Source organism: Aeribacillus sp. FSL K6-3256 (assembly GCF_037965805.1).
In the GTDB taxonomy this organism is placed as follows: Bacteria; Bacillota; Bacilli; order Bacillales; family Aeribacillaceae; genus Aeribacillus; species Aeribacillus composti.
Map to the genome: position 1 here is coordinate 2,021,616 of NZ_CP150188.1, position 18,781 is coordinate 2,040,396.

Genomic DNA, 18,781 nt, shown 5'->3' on the forward strand with positions numbered 1-18,781 from the left:
TGATGCCTGCACATGCTTGGTTCATCCGAGCTGTTCTCCCCTTACAGCTACCAAAAAGTTAGATACCCAACAATTGTTTTGGATTGTGTACAATCATCTGTTCTATTTCAGCTTCAGTAATTCCCGATGATAACATGTCTTCTACAAAGCTGCTTAGTGCTTTGACCGGGGGAATGTTATGCTCCTGCCCATAATCTGTAACCAGTACACACTCTTTTGCCCCCAAGCGTTTTATGTTTTCTGCCATCTCTTCTATTGAGAGATCATGAAAATCACTGCTGCAGGCCAGATAACATTTTTCTAAAATCGCTCCTTTTTTGCTCAGTTCTCTCTGAAAATCAAACGGAATGGGGGCGATTCCTAAATCAACATGCTGGATTAAAATTTTCTCCACTTTGTGCTGCCTTGCGGCTTCAACGAGAGCCATCACTTCTTCCGGATTTAAATGACCAGTTGCCAAAATGATGTTTGCTTCAGCGATTAAAGAAAGGATTTCATGAACTTCAGGAAGAATTTTGCGATTTTCATCCCAGATCTCAAGACCATTTTCAGGTTGAATCAATGGACGATCTGTATTAAAAAGACGAGTCTTCTTTCGGCCAAAGTGACAGCAATGCTCTTTCGCTGAAACGGTTGGCATCCATATAATTTTCGCACCTAAACGAATAGCGACATCGACCGCAGTTGGAGACAAACCGCCAGTAAAATGGTTGCATACCAAACCGCCGTAAACATGCAGGTGCGGTTCTTTTTCCCGTATCAAAGCAGCCCGATCAACCGTCTGAGTTTCATGGGCTTTCAAAACAACTCCGGCCATTTTAGCTCTTTTAACATCTTCAATCAATTCCCAATCCGTTTGTTTTCTTGGAAAAATGCTGGGGTAGCTATGGCAATGCAATTCTATCGCATCTTTTAATAGCGGATGATATGATGTCATGATCCCATCTCCCTTTCTTAGTAGTGCGAATACACCCAGCTGATATTCACTGGGCGTATATTTGGCTTCTTTACTTTAAATTGTTTTCAGATAATGCGGAAAAAGTTCCTATATATTTCCCGAAGAATTCCGCCACCTTTTGCAACAATTTTCTGAAAACCGGATGATCGTGATACATGAAATCATTATGTTTTCCATCGATCAAATAAAATAGTTTCGGCTCTCTTGCATTTTCATATAAGGAAATAGACTCTTCCACCGGATGGAGCAAATTGTCTTTTCCATGGGCCACAAACAGAGCAGCTGGAGAAACATCCGCCACGACTTTTTCCGCGTTCATTTGAATGATCGACTCGGTAAATTGCAATGCAGTCAGTTTGCCAAAATGAGTGAGCGGCGCCAATTCTTTATCAACGTAATCTTTTGTTGCAGGGTCTAAAGGATAATGGATAAATGCGTCTGCCAGTAATGATTGTCCCGTAGTAACCCGATGGATCCTATCTTCTTCAACCGTTTGCAAAATTCTCGCCCAGTCAACATAGGAATGGACCGTCTTAAGCCATCGTTCTCCGTTAAAAAAACCGTTCAAAGCAGCTACCGCTTTTACCCGTTTATCACTGGCCGCAACCCTTACCACGTTTGAAGCACCCATTCCCCAGCCTATTAGACCGATACGTTCAGAATCCACTTCTTCCTGAATCTGCAGGAATGAAATCGCATTTTTTATATCTTCAACTTGTTCGTCCAAGATCACTCTCCCCTTGATCCCTTCGCTGTTGGCGAATCCCCTGTAATCAAATCCTAAACAGACGTAACCAGACTCCGTAAGATTTCTCGCAAAAAGCCGGGGATAAAAAACATTAAGCCCGTTGTAACCTGAATTCGGAATAATTGCAGGTCTTTTTTCTCCCGGTTGGTAATCATCCGGAAGGTATAAAGTACCATCTAATTTATACCCTTCGCTGTAAAAGCTGATTTTCCGTTCTTTCATCGAATTCTCCTCCTAAATCAATTTAAGGGTTATGCAGCTTTATATCAGGTTAAGAAATACGTGATTTGGAAACGGTGACATTGCTTTTTGGCAATGTCTCGCACTGTAACACACTTCTTACTCTGTCCATCTCATTCCATCAATGATTGATTCATTGTGGAAACCGCTTTTTATTCATTTTCCTTGCGTAAAAGATCGGAAAAAAACGTATAAGTACGGTCTGCCATAATCGGTAAATATTCATGACCATATTCATAGTAAAAAACCATTTCTTTTTTTGACTTAATTTTGTTATAAACGGCAAACTGCGTAGACGGAGGACATTTTTGGTCTTCTAGAGCAATCCCCCATAAAACATCAGCACAAATCCGATCAGCTAAATGCTGAATATCAATATAACCCAATTTGTAAAATATTTCTTCTTCCCGTTCATGTGTGGGATCTAAATATCGAAAATAATAATGAATTTCCTCATACCCGGTATTTTTCATATCCAATTCTTGTGCCCGTCTATAGTCTGATAAAAAGGGATAGAGCACAACAGCTTTTTTTATCACCGATGGTTCCAGTGCGGCACACGCTAAAGCTAACGCTCCTCCTTGTGATTCGCCGTATACGCCAATTCGATCACGATCGACATGCTCCATAGAGCTTAAAATTCTTACCGCTTGAGCCGTATCTAAAAAAACATTTCGATAATAAAGTTGATGAGGATTTGGATCCTCAATTCCGCGAATAATATGACCCTTTAATGTCGAACCTTTCACTCGCAGATTATCCTCTGACTTTCCTCCTTGGCCGCGGCAATCCATTGCCAGCACTGTAAAACCGGATGCGGCATACGCCAGTTTATTTACCCAGTCCCCACTGTTCGAATGGTATCCGTGAAACCATACTAACCCTGGTGTTTTCTCCTTCTGCACTTTCGGTTTGACTAACTGACAGTGAATCTTCGCCCCGCCAACTCCCGTGAAATATAAATGATAGCAGTTCGCCACAGTCGTTTGAAATGCTGCCGGAATCAGCTCATAATGCAACGATTGGACCGATAATTCCTCCAACGCTTGACTCCAATAGTCAGCAAAATCAACCGGCTTCGGATTTATTCCTGTATATTTCTGTAATTGCGTTAACGGCATATCAAACATTATGAACGTCTCTCCTTCCCAAGTACCGCATCCGAATTACATAGATTTGGCAGACGGAGCCAGCAGCAACACTGGCCGCCCCAATAACTTCCTCCCCTTGTGTCTAATTCGTTTCATCAAACGTCGATTAATAAATGCAAAAATTCGTACCAACACTAATTTCCATAATCTGCTGACGGTTATTTATAAATAAACGAAAGAATAAAGGCTTTATTCAGCAAGACAGCCGTTATTGTTAAAATGTGCTGCCAAAATGTTAAACACCCTTTGGAACTGAGTCATAGGCCATCACCTTCTCATCAACTAAGTATTTTCTGATAGCCTGTTCGTTCCATTCGATGCCCAAGCCGGGCCCTTCAGGTGGTACAAGTGTACCGCGCGGAGTAACTTGCAGCGGGCTGTTAATGATTAAATCAAAATTCTTAACATCGGTGCCTATAAATTTTTCCAAAATTGCAACTTCTCTAGTGGCACATCCTAAATGTACATGAACATCCCAATGGTAATGCGGAGCAATGGTTACTCCTTGCGCACTTGCCAAAGCTGCGATCTTAAGCCATTCCGATACACCGCCGCACATGGTTGCATCAGGTTGGATATAATCTAAAGCGCCCTGCCGGATGAGCTCCTGGAATTCCCAGCGTGTAGCTCCAACTTCTCCAGTAGCAAGCGGAATGGACGTTTGTTTTCGCAGGCGTACATAGGCTTCCACCATATCGATAGGGAGCGGTTCTTCAAAAAACGTAATATCGTATTCTTCTACTCTTTTACATAATTCGATGCATTCATTGACGTCCAAATAAGCTTGGTTTGCGTCAATCATCAGTTTAACGTCTGGACCGATTAAATCCCTGACAAGTTTTACACGTTTGGCTTCTTGGACTGGATCCAACCTGCCAACCTTGATTTTCACGGCACGAAACCCTTGATCCATATACCCTTGTATTTCTTGTTCCAGTTTCGTAAAGACTTCTAAGCCTTCGTAATAGTATCCGCCAGAAGCGTAACACGGCACTTCTTCACGGTAAGCCCCAAGCAATTTATATAATGGCATCCCGGCCAATTTAGCCTGATGATCCCAAAGGGCTATATCGATTGCTGAAAGAGCATGTAAGAGGCTTCCTCTTCGCCCTGCCCGTACCGTTTGCCAGTACATTTTTTCCCATATTTTGTTGATATTGCGCGGATCTTCTCCGAGCAGCATGGGCACCAGCAAATCGTCCATTGCGGCTTTCGCTGCCCGACCGCTTATATCCTGAAGGCAAAATCCAACGCCCTCGATACCTTGATCAGATTGGATTCTCACCAGGATATGTTCACGGTGCGTCAAAGTCTTAATTGAAAATCCGACAGGTCTTTCTAAAGGTATACGAATCCACTGTGTTATCACTTTAGTAATCTTCATTGAGCAATCATCCTTTCTTTTTAAAAAAAATTGCAGCCATAGTGTATTGTCCATATGCAAATTTCTTTACGATGTAACCGCATTCGAGTAGAAACCGCCGATCGTGCAATCGATAATATTAATCAATGCTTCTTTTTTTCGAAAACGGATATTAGCTTTTTGATATCTCCCATTACACTTCCTTGAAAAAATTTTCAAAAGCTCTCTATTGAACTAATCTCGAATCATCATTTAATCAAGTTTTGGGATGTGAGCCATTCTCTGGCAACTTCCGCAACATCTTTATGTTCAACGTCCACCATGTAATTCAATTGAATCAACGTTTCAGAATTTAGACGACTCGACAATTCATTCAACTGATCAGCCAGCTCCTCATTTTTTTCCAAAGATTCTTCTCTAACGACAGGTGCTGCATTGTAAGCTGGGAAATAATGTTTATCATCTTCCAATATGATCAGGTTGAATTCTTTGATACGTCCGTCAGTAGAAGTGCCGATAGACGCATCTACTTGTCCTTCTTTTAATGCGTTAGGCAGCAGCCCGGTCTCCATTTTGATAACATTTTTTGGCTGGAATTTAAATTCATATTTTTTCTCCAATCCTCTTAACCCGTCTTGTCGTGCATAAAATTCGGCATTGGAAGCAAATTTGATCTCCTTATGATTGTTCACATAATCCGCCAGATCAGAGATCGTCTTGATTCCCAGTTCATTCGCTTTCTTTTCGAGCATCATAATCGCATAGGTATTGTTCAATTCGGCCTTGTTCAGCCAAACCAATCCTTTTTTCTGATCGATTTCTTTTACTTTCTCGTAGGCTGCATCGGGATCTGTTTCCACAGGCTGATGGTTATAGATTACTAACGCAGTACCCGTGTATTCCCAATAAAGGTCGATCTGTCCATTTTCTAAAGCTTGTCGAACAACAGTACTCCCCATGTTCGTTGCTTCTTTGACATCATAGCCTTTTTCTTTCAAGTAAATGGAGGTAATTTTCGTAAGAATGTGCTGTTCGGTAAAGTCTTTGCCTCCAACTGTAATCTTACCTTTCGATTGATTGTCGGATGTACGATTCTCATCCGTTGAAGTTTTTGAATTCGAAGTTCCACAAGCAGTCAGCATCAATATGGCAATAAGCAGGAATACGAAGCTCCTCATTCTCTTCACATTGGATTTCATGTTCATCCTCCTCGCTTTCTTATACTGCTTCCTCGTTCCGTTGAAGTCCTTTTGGGATGATAATCTTCTCTAGTTTTCCTAGCAGAAAATCTAATGTAATAGCCAAAAGGGTAACCGGTACAGCTCCCGACAGCATAATTCCAGTGTCATATAACGATATGCCGGTAAAAATTAAATCTCCTAGACCACCTCCTCCAATCAAGAATGCCAGAGCTGCCGAGCCTACGTTGATCACAATGGAAGTTCGTATGCCCGCTAAGATGGCGTATAATGCATTCGGCAGCTCGAGCTTCCATAGGATCTGCCATGAGGTCATTCCCATTCCCTTTCCCGCATCGATGATAGATGGGTTGACGCTTTTAATACCTACAACCGTATTTCGCAAAATCGGCAATAAAGAATAAAGCCAGAGGGAAAACACAGCCGTTGTATACCCGATGCCCAAATAACTCATAATAAGAGCTAGAACGGCTAGGGTGGGGATCGTTTGACCAATGTTCGCAAAATTGATTACGATCCAATCATATTTCTTGAAGCGAGGCCGCGTAATAAAGATTCCAACCGGAACGGCAAACGCCACCGCCAACATTGCAGACAAGCCTACTATTTTTACATGCTGTTGAAGCAAGATGATCAAATCGCCGGGGTTATCTTTGATAAATTGAAATGCTCCCTCAAAATAAGCCCATATAAACAGACAAATGATTAATAGCGTTATAGCTATACGAAAGGACAGCTCTAGTTTTTTTCCTCGCACTAAAATCACCCCTGATTTACGATCGGCTTTAATTTCTTCGTATGGATATCCGTAACGATCTCAAAATCATCTAAACTTAACAGTCCGATCCTGCGATCTTTTTCGTCAACTACCCAAGCATTCCCCGTCGGCGAAGACAAAACAACCGAAAGCGTCGTTCGCAAATCGGTATTCACTTTCACAACAAAATCATGATAATCATTTCTTGTCGTTCTCTTTTGAAAGTGATCAATCTTGCTTATCAAATCTTTGACAGTGAACAAAGTCAACCGTTTTAATTCCCTGTCGCTTCCTACAAAATCCCGCACAAAATCATTCTTTGGATTAGATAAAATTTCATCAGGAGTTCCATGCTGCATTAATTGACCCGATTTAAAAATCGCGATCTTATCCGCCAATCGGATCGCTTCATCAATATCGTGACTGACGAAAAGAATCGTCTTTTTCACATTTTCTTGAATGCGTAAAAACTCATTTTGTAAACGCTCTCTTATGAGCGGATCAAGTGCACCAAAAGGTTCATCCATCAGCATGACGGGCGGATCTGCCGCAAGCGCCCTCGCAACGCCGATACGTTGTTGTTGTCCTCCAGACAATTCCCAAGGAAACCTTTTTCTGTATTCTTCTGGATCAAGTCCAACCATTTCCATGAGCTCATTGTATCTTTTCTTGATCTTCGCCCGTTCCCATCCTAATAAATTTGGAACGACTGAAATGTTTTCCTCGATTGTCATATTCGGAAACAATCCGACTTGCTGAATTACATAACCAATGGAGCGCCTTAATTCAATCGGATTGAGCTTACTTATATCTTTTCCGTCAATGAATATCGAACCATTTGAAATCGGAATCAAACGATTGACCATCCGCAACAGCGTTGTTTTTCCGCATCCAGAAGGTCCAAGAAACACGCATATTTGCCCTTTTTCGATATGAAGACTGACGTTGTCTACTGCTTTTACTTGTTTGTTTCCACTTTCGTAAATCTTTGACACGTTTTTAAACTCTATCATTTTTTCACCTCTTTTTCTTAAACTTCTTTTAATCTCGTCACTTTTGGCACCTTTTGAGAAAGCTTTTTCTGAATTCTTCCTAAAACAAAATCTATTGTAATGGCTAATATGGATACCCCGATTGCACCCGCTTGAACCATCGTTTTATAGCTTGTGGAAATCCCTCTTGCGATATATTCGCCAAAACCACCTGCTCCGATATAAGCTGCTATTGTTGCTATTCCAATAATAAGAACGACAGCCATTCGCACACCAGCCATAATTACCGGAAGAGCTATGGGAATTTCTACTTTGTACAAACGTTCCCATGTAGTCATTCCCATTCCAATTGCAGCATCACGAACATTTGGATCAACATTTTTAATTGCTACATAAGTGTTTCGAATAATTGGTAATTGTGAATAAAGAAATAATGCGATAAATGCTGGTACAAACCCGATTCCTTGATTGATGATTGACAAAATCGGAATCATAATTCCGAACAAGGCTATGCTCGGAATGGTCATAATGATCCCGGCCACGGTTAATACGAGATTCGCTAAGATTTCTTTCTGGCTGATATAAATCCCGAATGGAACTCCGGTTATAATGGCTACACCTACTGACAGCCCAACCAATTCAATGTGTTCCCAAGTCATACGAACAATATCATGCCAATTTAAAAAAATGAAATCCAACAATTCCAAATAACAGCCCCCCTTTATCAATTCAATTTAAAATTATTGAATATTGCTAAATAAATGAATATTTACAATTCATCTATTTAACTATAATGCAAAATGCATGCCAACTTATTAGCAAGTAAATTTCATGGTTTTTATAAGAAAACAGTAAAAAAATTAGACACATCTGTAAAAAAATTTTTACAAAATTCCAGAGGACATTTTTTTGATTGGTTTTTATATGACAAGATCTATTGGCATAGGAGTTGCAAGACAAAATACAACCAAAGATGACTACCGTAGAGGGGGATAGTTGATTTGATATCGATGATTTTTCTTATATTAACGATTATTGGTTTTAACATTTTATATATGGCTTCAGTTACCCTTCGCACGATTCTAGTGATTAAGGGATACAGTCTCATCGCTTCTTTTTTATCTATGTTTGAAGTATTTGTATATTTAATGGGATTAACTATCGTCTTAGATAATCTGGATAATCCAATCAACGTGTTTGCTTATTGCATGGGATGGGGAATTGGAGTTTATTTTGGAAGTAGAATTGAAGAGTACATGGCTCTTGGATATGTGACGGTTCAAATAGTCGTTGATTCTTTAGAGCATGAACTGCCTTCATACCTGCGAAACCATGGCTATGGGGTTACATCTTGGTATGGAGATGGAAAAAACGGCAAGCGCCTTATCTTACAAGTGTTAACAAAACGGAATAATGAAAAAAATTTATTGTATTTGATTAATGAACTCTCTCCTCAATCATTTGTAATTTCATACGAACCGAAATACTTTAAAGGAGGGTTTTGGGTCAATAGATTGAAAGGGAATTTCGTGAGGAACAATAAAAACTAGGGAGTACTCGCACTCTTCTTATTTAAGTTAACTAGATTAGCCAATTAAGATTAAGTGTTTTTAGGTCACTCAATGTACTTTCCAGTATAGAAGAGACCAATAAACCGTTTATCCAAAAAACCATGTGCAGCGTTGTGTAGTTCCCAAATTTCGCAACAAAATTCGAAAAAAAGAAGTCGAATCGGCAAAGGTCTTCAAACTGATTTATCTCGCACAAGGAGTGGGCAAAACAAATGTTTATTCAACAAAGGCATTGCTCACGCATTGATGTCCGGATCTACAATACGTTCCTCCAACCATAAAAATAGATTAAGCACGACCGTATTGATATTGGCCGTGCTTTTTTGTTTAATATTTTTCTCAGTTAAAAATAAAAAACACGCTGGAACTATGCATTTTCGAAACAAAGTGCCTTATTTAAGTTCCTTAGTTAAGATAAAAACGGAGATCAAAGCTCGTTTAGACGAAATTGGCATTGAATAGTTTCAATTCCTCATAGTTAAGATAAAAACGGAGCTATTGAGAAAAAAAGAGGAAATTAGACGATTCTAGTTTCAATTCCTCATAGTTAAGATAAAAACAACGCTTCATCGAAGCAGGCGAAAACACACCGCCTACGTTTCAATTCCTCATAGTTAAGATAAAAACCGGATTCGCAGTCCCCTTTTTCTTACCATTAGCATAGTTTCAATTCCTCATAGTTAAGATAAAAACCCCAGAAAATGTTGTTAAATAAGCATTTCGTTTTAAATGGTTGATTGGTTATTTTCATTTTAACGAAGGAGTTATATTTTATCAATCCTTTAATTTGTGCGGGCTCAATGGAGATTTGAAAGAGTCGTCGATCCCCCAGGTTTTTTGCACGATTGGAGGTCGACGACAAATTTCATTATTTTTAAAACATAACGTTTGTTTTCAGATCGACAATTCAATTTTGTTTAAATCCGTGTTTTTTCCAGAATGCTTTTTACTGCTGCTTCTGTATCATAGACAATATTTCACCAGCTTTTTCTCGATCTCTTCTTTCTTTGGAACATTTTCATCTATTGATTTTGTAATATGGTGATTGCTTTGAATCTCAAATTGATTATACACCAGATGTAAATTTATACAAGAATTGATTGTTAAATCCAAAAATTATATGAACAATATATTTCTCAACCATTTTTTTGGTCAACTCGTCCGCTCCGGCGCATACATAGCCGGCAGCGTTAACTTCTTTACGGTTTAAACATAATCTTTTTCAACAAGTTCAGCTTTGCAACGTTTATTATCAACAAAAAAGCGTCTAGATGTTCGACGCTTCCTGCCCAGATTTCGTACTTTTTAACTTCGCATTGACAACAACCCTTCATGCATTGTGATGGTGTTACCCGAAAAACGAACCATCTGGTTGTTACCATTTCCGGCCAAACCGCTTGTTCCTCTAGCTGATTCAAGTACGCTTATGCAGCTGTCAAGAAAGGAAACACTTTATACTTTTCCAACCAGCTATCGCCCCGGATTTATGTCTGCCATTATTTCTCCGTTGTCTTTTCAAGAGCATATTTGATTGCAGCGACGGATCCGATCCCATACAAGGCATATTTTAATCCGTTTACTAAAACCTCAAATGAGAAAGCACTGGCTTCAAAAATAGAGAAAGCAACGCCAAGTACAACTGCGACAATCGGAATGTAGCGATTCGAAAGATTGGTTGCTTGACGGATTGCGTACAGTAAAACGGCTAATGCCACATATGCAGTGAACTCAATTGATAGAATAGCTTCCATTTGAACATCTCCTTTCTAATTGTCATTGCTCCAACATTAGTGTATTCAAGACCTAGGGCAAGAGAAACAGCAGAAGCATAGCAATTCAACAAATGAGTTACTTGTCTACCGCACGGTTTTTTCCGTCACTGAACACTTACTTCAATGCAGCAAAAATAATAGCTACGACTCCTCCGATCACTGACACAATAATTGCGCTTGTGATCGTTAGCCGTAGCCACTTTGTATCGTCCTAAATAGATCGAATGTCATTAAATTAATGATCGCCAAAACAATTGACATAGAACCGTAATTAAATTACATTCTTATCCTTTGAATTTCAAATGTCGATATTTAAAACTCAATCGTTTGCTCGATTCTCATTAAGAATTTTCAAAAGAAAAAATGAACTTACTAATAAAACAGGTATTCCTATCAAGATGTATAAAAAATTTTTCGGCATAATCATATCGTATACATACAAAAAGAGTTGTCCAAACAAACAGGACTATATATTTTAATATTTTTCAACTCCGCATTCATTTATCCATCGCTGCTTAACATAAAATCTCTATGAAACTGTCATTTACTGCTAATTTACATTGTATTAAAACCGATGGATAAACATAAAAAAGGTCGTGTAGTATGAATGAAAGCATTTTTATTTAGAAATCTCACAACATATTGGTTGGTATCAGTACTGATAACGATCTGTCTAATCCCTAGATTCAGGATGGAAACTCCTGATGAAATATTTCCTATATTTTTATCTGCTGGCTTCTATGTATCTTTCATTGTTTTGTTGTATGGGGTATCCGCATCAATCCTCTCTGAAATTTTAAGTAAAAGTATTATGAAAAAAGAAAATCGACTATTAGTCAAAGCAATTGTATACTGTCTTTCTATATCTATATTTGCATTACAGTCTCCTCCTGAATTACTGATTTATGCAGTTATTCGTGCAGTGTTCTATTATTCTGTGGACGAATTTATTCGAAAAATATAATAGCAATAAACAATAGCCCAAGGATTTTTCTTTTGAACCTAAATAAAAATGCTCTATCAAATACAACTTCTAAATTTTATGTCGTTGGACGAATTTTTAACGAATGTTCCGTTCTTCTAATTTCGCATATTCACCTGCTTTTTACATTTAGATGAACAAAAAACACATAGTTTTGACGGCATCTCCTTTTTTATACGATTCAGCGAGCGATTAGTCTCACGCTTTTAGAAGTCCTTACGCAATTTCCTGCTGGATTAGTTTGATGATCAAAAAAAATAAATGTGTGATTCTTTAAGGCTTGTAATTGCGATTGAAGAATATATTCATTTTTTACCATTACAGTCGTTTCCAAGAAAAAATAACGGCCTTTCCCCGGTTGAGTATCGAGAAAAGGCCGCAGCTTCATATACTCTTTTTTTAATATCTGCTTGACAGAGTTATGTGCAAGTGACTATTACAGCATTGTTGTTCGATCTCAGTCGGAAATGCCCACTTGACAGGGTTTTGCGAAAGCGCCTGACATTTTTTATATCTTACACTAATAAATCCAGCAACGCAATCAGCGCAAAAGCGACGACAGAAATAATTGTCTCCATTGCGGTCCATGTCATCAACGTTTCTTTGACGGTCATGCCGAAATACTGTTTGATCATCCAGAAGCCGGAGTCGTTGACGTGCGATAAAATGAGTGATCCCGCTCCTGTCGCTAATACAAGCAATTCAGCGTTCGTGCCAGGAATGCTGGCCGCAATTGGGGCAACGATGCCTGCCGCTGTCATCATCGATACCGTCGCAGAACCTGTCGCAATCCGAATGAGCGCGGCAATTCCCCAACCTAACAGCAGCGGAGACATTTGCGAATGTGTAGCCCAGTCTGCGATTTGGTCGCCAATGCCAGAATCAAGCAACACCTTATTGAACGCCCCGCCAGCGCCGATGACAAGCAAAATATTGGCGACAGGACCAAGGCAGTCATTGGCAAATTTTAATACTTTATCGCGATTGAATCCTCGAGCGTAGCCAAGGCTAAAGAACGAATAAATCGTCGCGATCAAAAGCGCGATGATTGGATCCCCGATAAAGCTCAGCACTTTCGATGCTTCCGACGCTTGATCCAGCGTAACATTAGCTATGGAAGCAACCAGCATTAAAATAACCGGAAGCAGAATCGTAAATAACGTGTTGCCAAAGCCAGGGAGGTCTTTCTTTTCTTTATGCTGTACAAGCTGCTCGGCGATTTCACCAGGCACTTGTTTATACATGCGCGACCCGATCCATTTTCCAAACAACGGGCCGGCGATAATGGCTGTCGGCAGCCCGACAATAAGCGAATAAAGAATTGTTGTCCCGACATCGGCTTTAAAAATGCCGACGGCAGCCATCGCAGCCGGATGCGGCGGAACAAGTCCATGCACGACAGATAATCCGGCAACTAGCGGAATACCAATTGTCACAAGTGAAATTCCTGTTTCCATTGCAATTGTAAACACAAGCGGAATTAATAGCACGAATCCTACTTGGAAAAATACTGGGATCCCCACTAAAAATGCGACGACCATCATTGCCCAATGGACGCGTTTTTGGCCAAAACGGTCAATCAATGTTTTCGCAATGCGTTCAGCGCCTCCGGACTCCGCCATCATCTTTCCAAGCATCGTTCCAAGCGCCAATACGATCGCCAAAAAGCCAAGCGTATTGCCAAGACCTGCTTTAATCGAATCAATAATTCCCGGCGTTTCCGGCGACGGTGCGATCAGCGGCATCCCCATTGCCAGCCCTACTCCAACAGATGTCAAAATCAAAGCGACAAACGGATGCATTTTCGCAACCGTGATGAGCAGCAATAACACAACAATCGCAGCAATAACAATCGCGATTCCCATTTCCATTCCTCCTCTTTTCTGTTTGATGCAAACTAAACCGATTTAGTAGCTATCCATTTCTACGCTGGAAAGAAGCAATCACATCAAACTCATCCTTTAAGCGATCATATAATCGTGTATATATATCAAATAGTTCGGAATAAATAAGCGTATTTTCTTCATTTGGCACATGGCGTGATAAAATATGAATCCACGTTTTCACCGTATCAAGCGATGGAATATCGCCAAGCGCATACAATGCCAATGCTGCAGCGCCTAGCGCAGACGCCTCGTGCGTTTCCGGTACTAACAGCTCTTTTCCCATCATATCGGCAAGCATTTGCCGCCAAAACGGAGATTTCGCAAAACCGCCAGATACGCGGATTTCCGACAGCGGCCCTGTGACATCGCGAATCGCCAGAGCGACAGAAAAGACGCTCATACATACCCCTTCCATCACCGAGCGAATAAAATGCTCCCGCTTATGACGGAGGCTGATGCCGAAAAAAGTCCCTCTTGCGTTCGCATTCCAGTACGGTGCACGTTCGCCAGACAAAAATGGAAGAAACAGCAATCCTTCTGAACCTGCTGGAACTCTTTCAGCGTACTTTGTCAGCAGTTCATATGGATCAATGCCGAGCCTTTTCGCCACTTCGCGCTCTGGGCTGCCAAATTCGTCACGCAGCCAACGCAGCAAAATACCGCCATTGTTCGTCGGCCCGCCAACGACCCAATGATTTGGTGTAAGCGCATAACAAAACGTCCGCCCTTTTTCATCTGTTTTTTGAATTGGGGAAATCGTCCGCACCGCGCCGCTTGTTCCTATCGTAATCGCCGCCTCCCCGGGCAAAATCGCTCCGACGCCGACATTAGCGAGCACCCCGTCACTAGCTCCGACAACGACAGGGACGTTCGGATCCAAGCCCATTTGCTCAGCCCATTCTTTCCTCATCCCCCGCAATATGTGCGTCGTTGGCACCAAGCTCGATAACTGCGCTCTTGTCATTCCGAGAAGTTTAAGAACATCCTCATCCCAATCAAGCGTATCTAAGCGGAACAGACCCGTTGCTGAGGCGATCGAATAGTCGACAACATATTGGCCATATAATTGATACAGCACATATTCTTTCATCGATACAAATTTGTGCGTCTGACGGAATAAATCAGGCTGTTCCTCTTTCAGCCAAAGCAATTTTGGAAGCGGGGACATCGGATGAATCGGGGTTCCAGTCCGTTTGTAAATGCTTATGCCGCTTAATTCATCCAAAAGCCGCTCCGCTTGTCCGACACTGCGGTTATCGGCCCAAATTATGCAGCGGGTAAGCGGGCGTCCTGATACATCAAGCGCCATTAATGAATGCATCGCCGCGCTGAATCCGATCGCCTTCACTTGGCTAGAAGGAATTTTTAACTTAGAAATAACAGCGTTTACAGTTTTCACAACAGCTGCGAAAATCTCCTCCGGATCCTGCTCCGCCCAGCCTGGATGCTGCTGTATTATTGGATAATCAATTGCGTGGGAGGCTAGCGTCCGCCCCTGTTCGCCAAACGCCACCGCTTTTGTGCTCGTCGTTCCGATATCGACACCAATTACAACTGGTTGTTTTGCTTCCATGTCTGCTCCCTCTTTCTATGATGTTTTTTCCTTTACCGATCCTCGTTCGATAAACGTAGGCGAAAAACGAAAAACTTGCGGTTGATGCTCGCTTTTTTTGGCGATTTGCAAAAAAAGCCGTTCTGCCGCTTTTTTCCCCATGGCAAACGTCGGCTGCGAGATCGTCGTCAACGTCGGCGTATAAACATGGGCAAACGGCACATCGTCAATGCTGATGATCGCCAATTCGTCAGGAGTATTAATATGATTTCCTTTAATAAAATACAAAACTTCCATCAATGTTAAATCATTGATCGCAAACAATGCTTCCGGCAAGCGGCCGGATTCATACAACCTTGTCAATTCTTTTTGAATACGCGGGATCTCCGTTGTGATAAAATAATCGTCAACAACTGGAAGTCCCTTTTTTACTAACGCTTGCCGAAATCCTTCAATGCGCTCCATCCTCGGAACGATATGGGAAACAAGCGGCGGAGTGACAATTCCGATGTGTTCGTAACCACGCTCAGCAAAATATTCGACCGCCAATTCAGCAGCCTTTTGATTATCAAGCAGAACTGCGTCCGCTTTAACCTCCGGAACCATCCGATCGACAAACACAAGCGGAAACCGTTCTTCAAGTAATTTTTGATATATATCAGCGTTTTTTCCTGTTGGAAAAATAATCAAACCATCGACTTGTTTTGCCCGCAGCATCTCAATATATTTCTTTTCTTTCTCCGGATCATCATCGGAATTAGAGACGATAACATGGAAACCCCGCTCTTGGCACTCTTCCTCAATCGCATGCAGCACTTGCGTCGTAAGCATATGCATAATGTTGAAGACGACCACTCCGATTGTCATCGTTGTTTTCTGTTTTAAGCTGCGGGCGATAATATTCGGTTGATATCCCAATTCCTTAATCGCCATGGCAATTCGTTTTCTCGTTTCCTCGCTCATATATTCATAGCGTTTATTTAAATATTGCGACACCGTGCTTTTCGAGACATCCGCCAACTTTGCGACGTCAGCCATCGTAACTTTCTTCAAAGGGATCCCTCTTTCATTACTAAATCGATTTAGTATTTATAAGCGTTTTCATAAACCGGTTTAGTAAAATTATAAAACAAAATGAAATCGTTTTAAAATTATTTTGTTAAAATTTTTTCTTTAAAAATCAACATATCTAGCTTCCAAACGTTGTAAATAAATTGATATTTTTGTGAACCTGTTAAATGCGGACAAATCCAATTTTAAAAAAACTGCCCGTTTATATGGATAGATTCATTAATCGCCGATAAGAAAAAAACTTCGCAAAACATTGACGGAATTACCGGCTGTACGCAACAGTGATCATAAAAATGTAATTTTCGACATCTATGACCCGGCACAAAAAATCTGCGATACTAGTTGACCCTTAACGATGAGCCGAAAACAACATGATTACCAGTAAAAATCCATCTCCTCCCCCGTTTCAAATCCAGAAGCCGGATAGTGAGAAAAGGCTGGATAGCAAAAGATTGTAATTGCTGAATAAAAACAAATCGCGTTCAACAAAGCTGAACATTTCTGACCATTGAAAGTCGTGTAACTTAACATTCTCTTGACCATTCTTGTCAAACCGTGATACGCTCGACTTACAAATTATTTTAAAAATTCTAAAAATAATGTTACAAAGGGGTGAATATGATGCACATGGCAGATGCCTTGATTTCACCAGCTGTTGGTGGAACCATGCTGGCAACTACTGCTGGAGTTGCAGCTTATTCAATCAAAAAACTCCAGAATGAGCTGGATGAAAAGAAAATTCCTTTAATGGGAGTGATGGGAGCATTTGTTTTTGCAGCACAAATGATTAATTTTTCAATACCAGGCACTGGTTCAAGCGGACACCTCGGAGGAGGAATGCTGCTGGCAATATTATTAGGTCCTTATGCGGGATTTTTAACGATGGCTTCGATTTTGTTGATACAGGCATTGTTCTTTGGTGACGGCGGATTGCTTGCTTATGGCTGCAACGTATTTAACCTTGGTTTTTATACGTGCTTTATAGCATATCCATTCATATATAAATGGTTTACACGTAAAGGGATTACTTCCAAAAGGATTTTTGCTGGTTCGATGGCTTCAGCACTGGTTGCTCTCCAATTGGGTGCTTTTAGCGTTGTCCTTGAGACTCTTTTATCAGGAAAAACCGAATTGCCCTTTGAGAAATTCGTATTGTTAATGCAGCCGATTCACCTTGCGATCGGAATAGTTGAAGGGCTGGTGACCGCAGCAATCATTACCTTCGTATGGAGGGCTAGACCTGACATTTTGGAAAAAGCAGCAAACGAGGAAGCCTTTGGCAATATATCTATGAAGAAAGTATTGACAGCCCTTTCAATCGCTGTAGTTGTGGTTGGCGGTTTGTTTTCTTGGTTTGCATCCGCTAATCCTGACGGACTGGAATGGTCTATCGAAAAAACAGCAGGTACGGCAGAATTGGAAGCTCCTGACGGCATTCATGAAACACTCTCTGAAATTCAAAGCAAAACAGCATTATTGCCTGATTATGATTTTAAAGCAAGTGAAAATGAAAAAACAGCTGGACAAGCTGAAAATGCGTGGCCTGCTGTTAATGCTGGGACAAGCGTTTCGGGTATAGTAGGAGGAGCATTGACTCTTGCATTAGCCGTATTCACAGGGTGGGTCATCATGTTGATTAAAAGGAAAAAAATAAAAACGACCGCTTGATCATTTTTATGGTGGGGCCCTCCCTTTAGTTTATTAAAAATATATAATAGGAATGGATGTAAATGTCGAACATGATAAATTCGCTGTCTAATATGAGGCTTCTGGATGATCTGGCGCGAAAAGAGACCTTTATACACAGAATTCATCCACTAATAAAGCTGTTAACCACAGTCGTCTATTTGACTGTGGTTGTATCATTTGAAAGGTATGAAACAATTGGTCTTTTTCCTTTTATTATTTATCCTATACTAATTTTTGCTTTTGCAGAGCTACCAGTTGCACCAATTTTAAAAATGATATTGCTTATTGAACCTTTCATTATCGGAATTGGAATATTAAATCCATTGTTTGATCAATCTAAAGTGCTGTTTGGTGGAATTGCCATTTCAAAAGGTTGGGTTACTTTTTTATCCATTTTAATAAAATGCAGTTTAACAGTGACAGCCAGCATTTTACTCATTGCAACCACAGGGATGGATCGGTTTGCTGCAGCTTTGCGGATGCTCAAAATACCTAAGATTTTTGTCTTACAGCTTCTATTAACATATCGATATATATCGGTGCTGATCGAAGAGGTTTCTAGGATGATAAGGGCGTATTCACTTAGGGAGCCAGGACAAAAGGGATTAAAGTGGAGCGCTTGGGGCTCTTTTGCCGGACAAATATTGCTCAGGACTTTTGAAAGAGCAGAGCGGGTATATCAAGCAATGAATTTAAGAGGCTTTACAGGAGAGTATTATACAGGAGATATTGCAAAACTAAGCTTTAAAGATCTTGCCTATTTTGCCGGATGGAGTCTATTTTTTATTATTGCAAGAATTTACAACATACCTGTATTGATAGGGTCATTGTTTACAGGAGTGATTTGATA

General features: G+C 40.6%; 15 protein-coding genes and 1 CRISPR repeat array. Of the genes, 3 read left to right on the top strand and 12 right to left on the bottom strand.

Annotated features, from left to right (window positions below):
• Window positions 1-58: 58 nt before the first annotated feature.
• The 8 genes from NSQ84_RS09625 to NSQ84_RS09660 form a co-directional block, all read right to left on the bottom strand.
• The gene (locus NSQ84_RS09625; protein ID WP_261308720.1) at window positions 59-937 is read right to left on the bottom strand and encodes a DUF6282 family protein; all 879 of its coding nucleotides are present in this window, start codon (window positions 935-937) and stop codon (window positions 59-61) included.
• Between the two features lie 70 nt (window positions 938-1,007).
• Window positions 1,008-1,928 (bottom strand): alpha/beta fold hydrolase, encoded by a 921-nt coding sequence (locus NSQ84_RS09630; RefSeq protein ID WP_066247493.1) that lies wholly within the window; start codon window positions 1,926-1,928, stop codon window positions 1,008-1,010.
• A 170-nt stretch (window positions 1,929-2,098) separates the two neighbouring features.
• Window positions 2,099-3,079, bottom strand: coding sequence for an alpha/beta fold hydrolase (locus NSQ84_RS09635; RefSeq protein WP_327859288.1), 981 nt, complete (start codon window positions 3,077-3,079; stop codon window positions 2,099-2,101).
• 253 nt (window positions 3,080-3,332) lie between these two features.
• Window positions 3,333-4,481 (bottom strand): mandelate racemase/muconate lactonizing enzyme family protein, encoded by a 1,149-nt coding sequence (locus NSQ84_RS09640; RefSeq protein ID WP_327859285.1) that lies wholly within the window; start codon window positions 4,479-4,481, stop codon window positions 3,333-3,335.
• Window positions 4,482-4,708: 227 nt separating this feature from the next.
• The gene (locus tag NSQ84_RS09645; protein WP_242513820.1) at window positions 4,709-5,659 is read right to left on the bottom strand and encodes a glycine betaine ABC transporter substrate-binding protein; all 951 of its coding nucleotides are present in this window, start codon (window positions 5,657-5,659) and stop codon (window positions 4,709-4,711) included.
• Window positions 5,660-5,678: 19 nt separating this feature from the next.
• Complete coding sequence (locus tag NSQ84_RS09650; RefSeq protein ID WP_066247487.1) at window positions 5,679-6,416, bottom strand: ABC transporter permease; 738 nt, start codon at window positions 6,414-6,416, stop codon at window positions 5,679-5,681.
• Between the two features lie 5 nt (window positions 6,417-6,421).
• On the bottom strand, window positions 6,422-7,429 hold the full coding sequence (locus NSQ84_RS09655; RefSeq protein WP_066247484.1) for an ABC transporter ATP-binding protein: 1,008 nt from the start codon (window positions 7,427-7,429) through the stop codon (window positions 6,422-6,424).
• 17 nt (window positions 7,430-7,446) lie between these two features.
• Window positions 7,447-8,115, bottom strand: coding sequence for an ABC transporter permease (locus NSQ84_RS09660; RefSeq protein WP_066247481.1), 669 nt, complete (start codon window positions 8,113-8,115; stop codon window positions 7,447-7,449).
• Window positions 8,116-8,418: 303 nt separating this feature from the next.
• Here NSQ84_RS09660 and NSQ84_RS09665 point away from each other — a divergent pair, with 303 nt between their 5' ends.
• Window positions 8,419-8,958: a DUF2179 domain-containing protein gene (locus tag NSQ84_RS09665; protein ID WP_066247531.1), complete on the top strand. Its 540-nt coding sequence runs from the start codon at window positions 8,419-8,421 to the stop codon at window positions 8,956-8,958.
• 413 nt (window positions 8,959-9,371) lie between these two features.
• Window positions 9,372-9,672: a CRISPR direct-repeat array (repeat unit 30 nt; unit sequence GTTTCAATTCCTCATAGTTAAGATAAAAAC).
• Window positions 9,673-10,475: 803 nt separating this feature from the next.
• On the opposite strand, the gene NSQ84_RS09670 is transcribed toward NSQ84_RS09665, so the two are convergent.
• From NSQ84_RS09670 to NSQ84_RS09685, 4 genes are all read right to left on the bottom strand, one after another.
• A complete protein-coding gene (locus tag NSQ84_RS09670; RefSeq protein WP_063388730.1) occupies window positions 10,476-10,730 on the bottom strand; it encodes a hypothetical protein in 255 nt (84 codons plus the stop codon).
• Between the two features lie 1,518 nt (window positions 10,731-12,248).
• Window positions 12,249-13,598: a GntP family permease gene (locus NSQ84_RS09675; RefSeq protein WP_339211858.1), complete on the bottom strand. Its 1,350-nt coding sequence runs from the start codon at window positions 13,596-13,598 to the stop codon at window positions 12,249-12,251.
• Between the two features lie 49 nt (window positions 13,599-13,647).
• Entirely contained in the window at window positions 13,648-15,192 is a 1,545-nt protein-coding gene (gntK, locus tag NSQ84_RS09680; protein ID WP_063388182.1) for a gluconokinase, read from the bottom strand.
• Window positions 15,193-15,207: 15 nt separating this feature from the next.
• Complete coding sequence (locus NSQ84_RS09685; RefSeq protein WP_063388183.1) at window positions 15,208-16,224, bottom strand: LacI family DNA-binding transcriptional regulator; 1,017 nt, start codon at window positions 16,222-16,224, stop codon at window positions 15,208-15,210.
• A gap of 639 nt (window positions 16,225-16,863) precedes the next feature.
• Here NSQ84_RS09685 and NSQ84_RS09690 point away from each other — a divergent pair.
• Together NSQ84_RS09690 and cbiQ are read left to right on the top strand one after the other, a co-directional pair.
• Entirely contained in the window at window positions 16,864-17,910 is a 1,047-nt protein-coding gene (locus NSQ84_RS09690) for an energy-coupling factor ABC transporter permease (protein WP_066247476.1), read from the top strand.
• Between the two features lie 62 nt (window positions 17,911-17,972).
• On the top strand, window positions 17,973-18,779 hold the full coding sequence (gene cbiQ / locus NSQ84_RS09695) for a cobalt ECF transporter T component CbiQ (RefSeq protein WP_066247474.1): 807 nt from the start codon (window positions 17,973-17,975) through the stop codon (window positions 18,777-18,779).
• Window positions 18,780-18,781: the final 2 nt, after the last annotated feature.